This is a genomic window from Kitasatospora sp. NPDC088783 (assembly GCF_044750705.1).
Lineage (GTDB): Bacteria > Actinomycetota > Actinomycetes > Streptomycetales > Streptomycetaceae > Kitasatospora > Kitasatospora fiedleri.
On sequence record NZ_JBIVKJ010000036.1, the window covers coordinates 1 to 11,904 of the forward strand.

Genomic DNA, 11,904 nt, shown 5'->3' on the forward strand with positions numbered 1-11,904 from the left:
CCGGCGCGGCCACCACCCGTTCGGTGAAGACGAGTCGGTGACGGGCACCGGCCCCTGCGGCCCGCTTCCTCGCCCCGCCCCGCACTTCGTGGCGGCGTCCCTCGACCACGGCCTGCCACGGCCCGGCCGGCTCGGCGATCAGACCGCCCAGATGCTGCCGGGAGACACCCGTGAACAGCCGATGCGCCAGAACCACCCGGTCGACTGCCATCCGCACGCCGCGATCATGCCACTCCCCAGCGCGCCGACCTCACCCGCTATCACACACCAACTCGCAAGCACCGTTCATTGGACAGACCCTGCTTATCCGTGACTGTTGTCGGGTTTGCTCGTCGAGCTGTTCACGAGTGGGGACATATCCGAACTCGATGCTCGTTACTGGTTGGACGGGCTGGCCGAGTTACACAGACGGTTTGCTCACCAGTTCGCGCGGAGCGAATCGCGGGAGTCGGCGCTGGCCTACATGTGTGGCCTGCCGGCGCCGTTGGAGCGCAAGAACGGGTGGACGGTGGCCGGGGAGGCCGGCCACGGCGGGCCGGACCGGATCCAGCGGCTGCTGAACCGGATCGGCTGGGGCGCCGACGGGGTGCTCGGCGATGTGCGTGAGTACGCCGTCGCGCACCTGGTCGACCCGGGAGGCGTGCTGATCGCGGACGACACCGGGTTCCTGAAGAAGGGCGTGCGGTCGGCCGGCGTCCAGCGGCAGTACTCCGGCACCGCCGGCCGGACCGAGAACTGCCAGGCCGGGGTGTTCCTCGCGTACTCGGGCGAGCAGGGCCGGACGTTGATCGACCGTGCGCTCTACCTGCCGAAGTCCTGGACGGACGACTGCGATCGGTGCCGGGCGGCGGGGATCGGCGACGAGCTCGAGTTCGCCATGAAGGTCCAGCTCGCGAGGGCGATGGTCCGCCGTGCGATCGACGACCGGATCCCGTTCCGCTGGGTGGCCGCTGACGCGGGCTACGGCTACAGCAAGGGCCGGCGCACCGAGTTGGAACAGGCCGACGTTTTCCACGTCGTGGCCACCACCCGGCACGACACCGTCGTCACCCGGCGTGCCCCGGACCATCCGCTCCACGACCCGGTCGCGGATCCGCCCCGACAGAAGTGGAGGCACCGCTCGTGCGGCAAGGACGCCCACAGCCTGCACGGTCGGCACTTGTACGAGGAAGCGGAGGCCCCGCCCGGTACCCGGGCGGGGCCTCCGCTTCCTCGACGGGTCAGCGCAACGAGACGCGTGTCCAGCCCGCTCCGACGTCAGTACCACGGAACCCCGTCGGGGCGGCCAGCAGCTTGGACGTGACCGGTTCCCGGGTGAGGACGAGATCCGCATGCTCCGGAGCGTCCCTGCCTCCGTAGAGGATCTGGGAGTCCCAGGCGTCCGGATCGGAGACGCCCCGGCGGTCGACGACCAGTGCCGAGGTCCCCACCGGGAACTCCTCCGCGGCCCGGATCAGGACCGACTCGATCTGTTGGACCTCCTCCGCCAGCAGGCTGCCCAGGGAGAAGGTCTGGGTCCCGGACCCGGCCGACGGGTCGGAGTAGGTGCACACCACCTGCGCGTCCTCCGCGAACCGCCAGATCGAGGCGGCGTCCCCCAGGTGAAGGCTGAGGATGCGGTCCGCCTCCTCGATCCCGACGGGGATTTCCTCCCCGTCGACGTCCACCATCAAGACGCCCCGCTCCGGATGAAGGGCGTGGAGGCCCCGTTCCCCGAAGTATTTCACTTGCTCGATGAAACCGCCTGGTCCGATTCGTTCGCGGTACCACCGGATGTAGCCGTCACCGGACATTTCAGCACTCGTTCTCTGCGACGAACCGCCTGGCGTCGTCGTCGCTGAAGAGGTGGACGTTTTCGGCCCCGAAACGATCCCTGGCCTGCTGGATGGTGCTCTCCGGGGTCTGCTCGGCGAGATAGTACTGTGCCGTCACCCCGAGCTCTTCAGCGTACGCCCTGCCATTCTTCAAGTCGTTTCCGAAGGCCGCACGCGATTTGGCCTTTTTGGGTCCCCCGACGTATATGAGGTCACCGTTCGGAGCCACGACGTCGAGGCTGGTCGCTCCACCGATCTTGATCTTCTTCCTGACGTCCTGGCCGTTGTCATCCTTCATGATGGTGCCGCCCACCAACCACGCGACGTACTTCTCCCGAATGTCGCCCATCTCGTTGCCTTCGTTGTTGTGCACCAGCAACGGCGTGGCTCCGGAGAGCACGTAGTAGGTGTGGATCCCCTCGACCGTCAGGTTGTAGGCCGGCTGGCCGACGGTCGTACGGGTCTGCGTGGACGTGATCGTGGCCGTGCCGGTGGTGGTGCGGAGCTTCTCGCCGGCGGCGAGCCTGCCGGCCTCCGTCCACTGCTCGGTCGTGACGTCCCAGTAGGGGTGCTCCGGGGTGGAGGTGATCTCGGAGGCGAGACCGGTCTGGTCGTCCGTCACGGCGAGGGTGGTGAACTCGGTGTCGTGGGGACTCTCGATGGTCGCCAGGACGCGCCGCGGCCCGCTCTCGCCGGTCGTCGGGTCGAGGGCGAGGACGAGGTCACCGGTGACGACCTGCTCGATCGGCTTCGTGCTGCCGTCGGCCAGGACCACCGGAGTGCCTGCGGTGAAGCTGTTCGGAGTCCTGCACCCGCGCAGGGTTCCGTGCGGCTCCTCGTCGGCGAGCGCGGCATCGAGGCCGGCCTTCGCACCCATGGCGAGGAGCTTCGCCTTGTTGTAACCCACCGCGTCGAGGGCCACGTTGAGGCAGCCCATTGCAGAGCCGCTATAGCAGTCCACGGCGTCGGACACGCCGGTCGCGTCGTAGACGAAGTCGACGGCTTTCGACCAGGCGGCATTGGGGACGAACTTCTCGTCCGTGACCTCTGTGTGGTTCGCCGTGGGCTTCTTGCTGAACGTGACGACCTGGTGCACCCATTCCGTCATGCCCTTGCCCGGGGCGCCCAGCGCGTACGTGCGGCTCCAGGTCCAGCCGCCGTGATTCGAGGGCGTCCAGTACTCGCGGATCCCATCGTCGGGAATGAGGGAGTCGAAGCCACCGTATTGACCATCGGGCCGCAGGCCGGACGGGTCGCTGAAAGTGAGGGGGTTGTTGTTGGCGTAGGTGTAGGCGGCCAGGGACTGCGGATCGCTGCTGACCAGCAGGGGGTCGACGCTGATGAAGCGCCCGGTGGTGGGGTCGTAGTCGCGGGCTCCGAGGTGGGTGAGGCCGGTGGGTTCGTCGGTGCCGCCGACGAAGCCGCGGGTTCCGGCCCATGTCCCCGGAGCGGCGCCGCGGGCGCCGCCGAATGGCAGGGCGTGGCGTTGGTCGGCCATGCCGGTGGTGGCGTCGATGTTGGTTTTGGCGGTGCTGTGGTGGTCGGCGGTCTGGAAGGTGACCTTGTTGTCGTCGGTGCGGACGGCGGTGGCGCCACTGAGTGCGTAGTAGCGGGTGGCGGCGGCCTTGGTGGCGCCCTTGGTGAGCTTGAGTTCGGTGCCGCCGAGGTAGAGTGTCCAGTTCTCGGCAGTGGGGTTGGCGGTGTCGAGGGTGTGGCCGATCAGGCGGTTGCCGTTGGCGTCATAGAGGTAGTCGGTGGTCGTGGTCGTGGTCGTGGTCGTGCCGCTGGTACCGGTGGTGGTCTTGAGCGCGGCGGTGACCTGGGTGAGCTTGCCTTCGCTGTTCCAGGTCAGGGTCTGGTCGCTGGTCTGGTTGCCGGTGGGCTTGAGGTTGCGGGTGGTGGTGTTGCCCGCGTTGTCGTAACCGTAGCTCTCCACGACCGGGGTGCCGAGGGCTCCGGTGACGGTGCTGGTGGAGGTGAGGCTGTGCGGGCGGGCCGCAGTGGCGGCGGGGTAGGTGTAGGTGGTGGTGGCGTCCTGGGCGGTGTTGCCGGCCGGGTCGTGGCGGGTCTCACTGGCTCGGGTGCCGTTGGTGTTGTAGGTCCAGCTGGTCCAGTAGGGGGCGGGGCCGCCGAGCTGGGTGCCGCTGGGCGCGGTGCAGGACCCGGTGTTGGGGGTGTACGCCTGGGTCAGGCGCGCCAAGTAGTCATACTGGAAGCACTGCCGGTCGGTGCCGGAGGAGGAGGTGTCGGTCAGGGAGGTGACGTTGCCGGCCTGGTCGTAGGTGTAGGCGGCGGCGCGGGCGGGGGTGGCGACGCCGTACCGGTCGGTGCGGCTGGAGGCCAGGCGCTGGGTGCCCCACTCGTAGGAGTTGGTGACGTAGACCTGCTTGTTCGCGGTCCCGTTGGAGAGCGTGGTCTGCAACGGCTTGCCGGTCAGGCTGTAGGTCTGGCCGGTCTGGTAGGTGCTCGCACCGCCGGCGGCGGTGAGCCGGTGCAGGGTGTCGTAGGTGAACGTCACGGACTCGCCGGCGAGGCTGCCCGCGGCGGGGTAGGAGAGGGAGCCGACCTGGCCGTCGAGCCGGTAGATGGTGCCGGTGACGTAGCTGCCCGCCAGCGCCTCCTGCCCGGGAACGGACGGGACGCTCACGGTGGTGCGCGTCGGGCGGCCCAAGGCGTCGAAGAACGAGTACGTGCTCTTGTACTCGCGGGTGACCCCGCCGGCGGTGTTGAAGCGCGAACTGGAGGACAGCTGGCCCTTGTTGTTCGCCGGATCCCAGACCTGCGAGGTCAGCAGCGGACCGGTTGTCGAACCGTCACGCATCTCCAGCAGGCGCGACAGGTTGTCGTAGACGCTCGCAACCGTCTTGCCACGCCCGTCGACACTGGAGACCGCTTCTCCCCGGTCGTTGTAGGTGGTCACCGCCGTTCCGGTGTCCGGGTCGACTGTCTTGACCTTGCGGCCGCGCTGGTCGTAGATCCAGGTCCAGACCGTGCCGGACGGACCGGTGAGCTTGGTGAGGTTGCCGGCCGGGTCGTAGCCGTAGGTGATGGAGTCGTATGCGCCGGTCGGCGTCGCCGACTTGTACTGACGCAGCTCGACGGTCCGACCGAGCGCGTCGATGACGGTGGTGGTGGGCGTGTCGCCTGCGGGCGGGGTCACGGTGACGCGGTCGCCGTTGTACTCGGCGAGCGTGGTGGTCAGCGGGGTGCCGGTGCCGTTGCCCGCCAGAGCGGTGGTCTTGACGGGCCGTCCGAGGCCGTCGAACTCCTGCTTGGTCTGGGTCTCCACGCCGGTGGTGTCGTCGACGCTGCGCAGGGTGCCCGAGGGGGCGCCGGTGGCGTAGTAGGCGGCATACGCGAGGGCGGCCTGGCCGCGCTCGTCGTAGAACGTGTCGGTCAGGATCCGACCGCCCGCTTCGCCCGGCGTCTGGGTCTGCCGGGTACGGCCGAAGCCGTCGTACAGGGTGTACGAGGTCTGCTGGGAACCGTCCTCGTTCAGGGACTTGCTGGAGACGGAGGCGACCTGGCCGGCCGTCAGGTTGTAGCCGTACTCCTGGTTCGGGCTCTGGCCGTTGGTCTTGGAGCGGTTGGGCTGCCAGACCTTGAGGGTGCGGCCCAGCGCGTCGTAGGTGACGTCCGTACGGCGGTTGTTGGCGTCGACAACATCGATCGGCAGGCCGCGCAGCAGGTCGTAGTCGGTGGTCGTGGTCTGGGCGGTGGCGGCGTTGCCGACCGTGGCCGGCGGGGTCGTCACCGTGGACTTGGTGGGCCGGCCCGTGGCCGGGGTGTAGGCGGTGGTGGTGGAGCGGGGGTTGGGCAGGGCCGTGGTGGCCGGGGTGCCCGCACCTGTGAGGTCGAACACGCTGGACGACACCTGGGTGGTTGTCACCAGGCCGCGGCCGTAGGCGTCGTAGCTGACCGAGTCGTCCAGGTAGGTGGCGTTGGCGCCGGTGGTCGACTTCAGCGTGTGCGTGAGGGTGGTGTCGCCCTTGGTGGGCGCCGCGCCGTAAGCCTGGCCGTCGTAGCGGTAACGGACGTCGGAGAGCACCGCGGAGGTGCCGTCGGCCTTGGTGGTCCGGTCAACGGTCGCTGAGCAGTTCACCGCGACGGTCTCGGTGCGGATCGCGCTGAAGAGGATCCAGGCCGTGGTGTTGTCAGCGTATGTGGTGCGGGTGCAGGTGTCGTCGGTGCTGACGGCGGTGTCGCCGAGGCTCTCGACTGCTGCGGGGCGGCCGTAGTCGTCGTAGGTGGTGTTGACGCGGGTTTCGCGCCAGGTGGTGCCCGCGCCCTTATCGAGCGAGGTGAAGGTGCGGGTGGCGCTGATTCCGGTGAGGTTGGCAGTGGTGGTGCCCCAGTCGCGCACGCGCTGGGCGGTCTGCTTCTTCCAGGGGGTGCTGACGGTCTTGGAGAGGATGAGGCCGTCGGGCTTGTCGTACTGTTCGGTGCGGTACTCGAAACCGGCCCAGGCCTGGTCGTCGGTCAGGGTGGTGCCTTGGCCGTCGTTGACGGTGACGGTGCGCTTGCTGTCCTTGACCGTGGGGTTGTTGCGGTCGCCGTCCATGCCGCGCAGGAAGAAGTGGTCGGCCTGGGTGGACATGGCGGCGCTGCCGCCGGTCTGGACGCGGACGTGGGCGTAGCCGCGCCACTGGGACCAGGTTTTGAGCTTCTCCTTGGTCAGGCCGTCCTCGTCGTCGAAGTGCCAGGCGGCGTCGCCGAGGTAGGTGTAGCGGGTGACCGTATCGGGTGCGCCGCCGGTGCGGTCGGTGCCGATCACCGACTCGACCACGTACTTGTTGAACCACTCCGTGGTGACCGGGCTCTCGTCGGAAGCCTGGTACTGCTGGGGGAAGCAGCGGGTGGTGTTGGTCTGCGGGGTGGGCAGGCTGGCCCAGTCGCATGCTGGAGCCGAGTAGTTGACGTCCACCTGGCCGCCGATCTCGTCGGTGACGGTGCCCAGGCGCTGTTTGATGAAGGGGGCGCGTCCGTCGCCGGTCTTGTCGAGACGGTTGGCCATCTGCTTGTAGGCGAGGATGGTCGGGGGCAGCGGGACGGCGGGGGTGGCGGAGTTGCCGGTGTGCTTGATGGAGGCCAGCAGGAGCTGGTAGTCGTAGTCGGCGGTGCCCCACTTGTGGGTCAGGTCCCAGGTGTCCACCGGCGCGTAGGTGCCGTTTGCCTGGAGGGTCTTGGCGACGACCTGGGTCAGGCGGGTGCGGGTGAAGAAGGTCGGCGAGTACTGCGTGGTGCAGTCGGCGCCGTCCTTGCAGTTCTCGTTCCAGGGGGTGTCGTACCAGTACTGCCGGTTGGTGTCGATCGAGGCCGGGTCGCACAGCGAGGCGGTGCCCTCCAGGCAGCGCTCGGCGACGTTGAACTCCACCCGGGCCATCGGCTTGACGGTCGCGGAGTAGAGGTCCGTCTTCTGCTGGCCGTACTCGATGTGGTCCAGGCGCCCGCCGCGGATGTAGGGGGTGCGGTTGGCGGTCTTCAGGTTGCGGCTGTAGTTGTTGGTCTCGGGGGTGTACCAGTAGGTGATGTCGTTGCCGTGGGCGTCGACCACCAGGTCGAGGTTCCACCGCCAGCCCTGCTGGCACCACGACGCGTCGAAGTTCGCGCCGTTGCACGGCTCGCCCGCGTTGTTGCCGAACACGGGGACGGTGTAGACCGACTTCGTCTCCGGCTTCCCGCTGGCCCAGTTGGGCAGGCGGTTGTAGCCGAAGTAGTACGACGTGCCGTCCGGGGTCGTGGCCTTGAAGTACTCGCCATCGTTGTCGCCGTTGCCACGACCCGTGTCGCGGACCCGAACGACCTTCGTCGTGTCGTCGCCCTTCAGCCGCCACTCGTCGGCGGAGACCGGGATCAGCTCGCCGGAGTGCCCGGCGAAGCTGATCGTGGCGTTGTCGGTACCCCAGCACTGGTCACCGGGGCTGGCCGTGCCGGTCTTCGGCGCGCCGTCGTCCGCGCACGCCTTGTAGGAGCGCTCGACGAAGCCGGGCGACAGGTCGAAGCCGTCACCGACCCACGAGGCCTGGTTGTTGCTGTTGGCGGTGCGTCCGTCGATCGAACCGGAGTTGTACGAGAGGCCGATCTTCGGCGTCAGGTTGCCCGGCATCGCGGTCAGCGGCATGTCGTAGGACCAGGTGAACGACCCGCTGTTGAGCGCGGTCGACCACGAGGACGCGGAGGACAGCGGCGTGGCCTTGTAGTCGCCGCTGGGCCCGGCCGTCCCGGCGGTGACGCCGAGCACGACGGCACCGCCCGTGCCCTGGAGGCGGGTGGATCCGGCGGTGGCGGCGGTCAGCGCGTCGGCCTTGACGGTCTGCGCCTCGACGTCGTTGCCGCCCGGCAGCGGCGTCTGCACCCGGCACTCGGGCAGCTCGGGCGTGGTGAGCGCGCAGTCGGGCAGCCGCACCAGCTTCAGGCGCGAGCCGAAGCCGGAGCCCGCCGCCTGGGCGAACGACGAGTAGTCCACGCTGACGCCGGAGCTGTCGCCGACGCCCGTGACGGTGAGGACCAGGCCGCTGATCCCGGCCCTGGCCGCCGCGCTCTGGTCGAGCACCTCGACCTTGGCGTCCTTGGCGGCCGCGCCGGAGGAGGTCAGGGCGACCGGCAGCTTGCCGGCCTTCACCGCCTTGCCCCGCTCACCGGGCACGTCGAGGGTGGCACTGCCCCTGCCGGGCAGGGCACCGTGCTTGCCGTCCACCTTGCTGACGGTGGTGTCGGCCTTGCGCGCCTTGGTCTTCGCGTCGGAGCCCTTGACCGGCTTCTCCGGGGAGACCGCCGAGGGCTTCCGGTAGGTGTCGGCGGCCGCGGTGGCCGCCAGCGGCAGAGTGGGGATCAGCGACCCCACCAGGGTGGCCGCGACGGTGGCAGCCAGCCTTCCTCGGGTCCGCCGCTCGGCGGACCGTCCTGACGTCATGAGTGTGAACTTCCTTCAGTAGGAACCGTGCCGGGCACGGCGGGACGTCGGGCCGGGCAGCTGGGTGCTGCCCGGCCCGGAGCTGGAAGAGGGTGTCAGACGCCGGTGGCGGTGTCCGACTCGGTGTTGTAGTCGGCGAGCTTGAGGATCTGGGCGGGGCTCAGGACGCCCTGGTAGAGCCAGACGTCGTCGAGCTCGCCCGAGAAGTACTCGCCCCACGCACCGGCGGCCCGGTTGCGCCCGAGCTGCAGGTTGCCGCCGGCCTCATAGGGCTGCGGGGCCCCGGCGGAGGAGACGTGCGCGACGCAGTCGGTGGCGCCGGCGGTGCAGGTCTGGTTCTCCTCCTGGCCGTTGACGTACAGCACCAGGCGGCGGGAGAACGAGTCGTAGCTCAGGGTGAGATGGGTCCAGTTCTCCCACACAGAGGTCGCCGGGGTGTGCGCGATCAGGGTGCGCGGGGAGCCGTCGGCGTCCGAGGTGCGGACCTCCGCCTGCCACTCGCCCAAGGGCTGGCTGTTGGCGTCCAGGCCCAGCGAGTGCCAGCGCATCGTGACCGCGCTGTTGTTCGCGCCCGGCAGCGACAGCACCGTCATGTCTCGGGTCGGGATGCCCGCGGTGTTCGCCCAACCCGCAAGTGTGAAGCTCTGGTTGGTGTGCAGCGGGACCCCGGAGGTGGCCGCATAGCCGGTGGTACCGTTCAGGGCCAGGCTGCCCGGGGTGGGCAGTACGCCGCCGCCGGTGTTGATCGACGCACCGCCACCCAGGGTCGCCCCCAGGTGGGCCGGACCCTCATCCGGGGTGACCGCGGGAGTACCGGTGACGGCGTTGAGCTTCCAGCGGCCGGCCAGCACTGGGCGCTGCTGGACCATCGCGGCGGCCTCGGGGGCGGTGACGATTCGGTCGAAGACGCGGACGTCGTCGATGTCACCGCCGAAGAACTGGCCGTTGGCGCCTTCGTGGTTGAACGCGCCGATCTGCAGCGGGCCGGGGTTGGCCCACGGCGAGTTCTGCGTGTAGTCGGCCTCACCGACCAGGTAGCCGTTGATGTAGAGGCGGGTCTTCTTGGCGGTGGTGTCGTTGACGCCGATCAGGTGCGTCCACTCGCCGGTGGTGTCCGCGAAGCACGGCACGCCGTTGACCAGGGTCCCGGCGGTGCAGTCCGGCTGCATGGTGCGCACCAGGGTGTCGACGGCGGTGTCCTCCTTGTAGCGGCCGAAGATCCAGCGCTTCAGGGTGCTGGAGTAGTACAGCATGAACTCGCTGTTGTGCTGGCCGATCTGGTTGACCGCGGTCTTCGCGGTGGTGTCACCGGCCGCCGGTTTGGGCAGCTTCACCCAGGCCGAGACGGAGAAGTCCCGGGTGCCGTCGACCTGCGGGCGCGCGGTGCGCAGGTAGTCGTCCGTTCCGTCGAGGTGGACGGCCTGGCCGGTGATGCCGGTCGCGTTGGTCTGCGGGCCGTTGTAGGCGGTCAGGGCGTCCGTCTCGGGGGCGCCGATGACGGGGGAGGCGGTCTCGTCGAGGTGCCAGACGGCCTTGGCCGGGGTGCCGGTGGCGAACTGCTGGTCGGCGGCGACCTGGGTGATCTCGGCCGGGGTCAGGGCGCGGTCCCACATCTTGACCTCGTCCACGGAGCCGGCCCAGGGGGCGGACCACAGCTTGTTCCAGCGGTCGCGGCCGATCTGCACGGTGCTGTGGCCATTCCAGATCGACGAGGGCACCAGGGCGGAGCCCACGGAGGCTCCGTTGACGTAGAGCCGGATGGAGTTGGCGGCCTTGTCGTAGACGCCGGTCAGATGGGTCCACTGCCCGGTCGGTGCGACGGCGGGTGAGTTAACGCTGGTGCTGGTGGCGTCCGCGCCCGCCTCGTTGGTCTGGATCTTGAAGGACCAGTGCGGGTCGGTGCCGCCGGCCATGCCCACGCCGAGGGTGTACGAGAAGTAGTCCGGGCCGTTCTGGCTGACCGCGACCCGCGCGTTCGGAGTGCCGTCGAACAGCACCCAGGCGGAGACCGTGTAGCTCTTGGAGGTGTCGAGCACCGCCGCGTCGGTCTGCGCGTAACCGCTCTGCGCGTTGCCGTTGAAGGACAGCGCGGTGCCGAGGTGGCCGGCCGCGCCGGCGGTGGCGCCCGCGCCGAGGGCGGCCGGAACCTGCGTGCCGGCACCGTTCAGGTTACCGTCCATGTTCCAGCCGGCCCTCTGGCCCTGGCCGCCCAGGACGTTGAAGTAGTACGCCTCGGGCTGGGAGACGGTGCCGGCCGCGTTGACGGCGCGCGCCGACAGGACGTGCAGGCCGGGGGTCTGCGGGAGGACCTTGACGGTCTGCGCCGCGCTGTTGGTGGTGGCGACGTCGGTGAACGGCGAACCGTCCAGCGACCACTGGTACTTGGTGATGCTGGTGGTGGTTGCCTTCAGGGTGAAGGAGGCGTACCTGCCCACGCCGTCCGTCCACGGCAGCGGGGCGGTGGCGTCCGTCGCCCCCGGGTAGTTGGCCGAGGTCACCGTCGGTCCGCTCGGAGTGGTGGTGTCGACGTTGAAGTAGCAGGCGGTCGGGTCACCGTCCGAGGACCACGCCCCCCACGACGCGCCGTCCCAGGAACGCGCCTCCCAACCCACCTGGGTGTTGTGCGGGAACGCATCGGGCAGTTGGTAGGTGAACTGCGAACCCGAGGCCTTGAAGTCTCCCGGCGTGTTGTTCTCCGCGCCGGTGGACCACCAGCGGCGGCGCAGGCCGTCGCCGGCGTCCCAGGTGAGTGCGAACTGCATCGCGATCGCCTCGCCGTCCGGGTCGGTCGCCCGGTTTACAGTCACCTGCGGCACCTTGTTCAGCGCGACCGCCGGGTACTGGCACACCGAGCCCGGCGACATCGTCATGTCCGACATCGCGATCTGGTTCGGGCGCAGGTTGTAGTAGACCCGCAGGAACGCGTCGTCGGTGAACCGCTTCCAGGCCAGGGTGTCGCCCTCGTTCTGGGCCTTGAGGCCGAAGGTGATCGTCGGCCAGCCCCAGTTCGCGGCGTCCTGGACCAGATCCTTGACCGCACCCGAGGTCCCGCCGAACTCCAGCCACCCGCCCGGGCAGTCACTGAGCGTTTTCAGCTTCGCCACCCCAGGGTGACGCCCGGCCCTCGCTTGAGTCCTGGAAGCTCCTCGGCTGTCCCCGCCGGGCACAGTGGGTTGT

The 11,904-nt window shown here is 69.3% G+C and carries 3 protein-coding genes and 2 pseudogenes; 1 reads left to right on the plus strand and 4 read right to left on the minus strand.

Translation table 11 applies throughout. The features are described 5' to 3' along the window. Window positions 1–211: pseudogene (locus tag ACIP60_RS38040) on the minus strand (IS5/IS1182 family transposase); the annotation flags it as partial. Between the two features lie 126 nt (window positions 212–337). Between ACIP60_RS38040 and ACIP60_RS38045 the strand changes: the two are divergent. Further along, window positions 338–1,267, plus strand: a pseudogene (locus tag ACIP60_RS38045) (IS701 family transposase); the annotation flags it as partial. Here ACIP60_RS38045 and ACIP60_RS38050 read toward each other — a convergent pair. The 3 genes from ACIP60_RS38050 to ACIP60_RS38060 all read right to left on the minus strand — a co-directional run bounded on the left by ACIP60_RS38050 (window position 1,221) and on the right by ACIP60_RS38060 (window position 11,831). Beyond that, a complete protein-coding gene (locus ACIP60_RS38050) occupies window positions 1,221–1,793 on the minus strand; it encodes a hypothetical protein (RefSeq protein WP_400694177.1) in 573 nt (190 codons plus the stop codon). The pseudogene ACIP60_RS38045 and the gene ACIP60_RS38050 sit on opposite strands and share 47 nt — an antisense overlap. Before the next feature lies 1 nt (window position 1,794). Beyond that, window positions 1,795–8,727: an RHS repeat-associated core domain-containing protein gene (locus ACIP60_RS38055; RefSeq protein WP_400694180.1), complete on the minus strand. Its 6,933-nt coding sequence runs from the start codon at window positions 8,725–8,727 to the stop codon at window positions 1,795–1,797. Window positions 8,728–8,822: 95 nt separating this feature from the next. Then, window positions 8,823–11,831: a LamG domain-containing protein gene (locus ACIP60_RS38060; protein WP_400694183.1), complete on the minus strand. Its 3,009-nt coding sequence runs from the start codon at window positions 11,829–11,831 to the stop codon at window positions 8,823–8,825. Window positions 11,832–11,904 lie beyond the last annotated feature (73 nt).

Bases quoted from the DNA above. Each gene is read 5' to 3' on its own strand.
- ACIP60_RS38050 (WP_400694177.1), bottom strand. From the start codon at position 1,793: ATGTCCGGTGACGGCTACATCCGGTGGTACCGCGAACGAATCGGACCA.
- ACIP60_RS38055 (WP_400694180.1), bottom strand. From the start codon at position 8,727: ATGACGTCAGGACGGTCCGCCGAGCGGCGGACCCGAGGAAGGCTGGCT.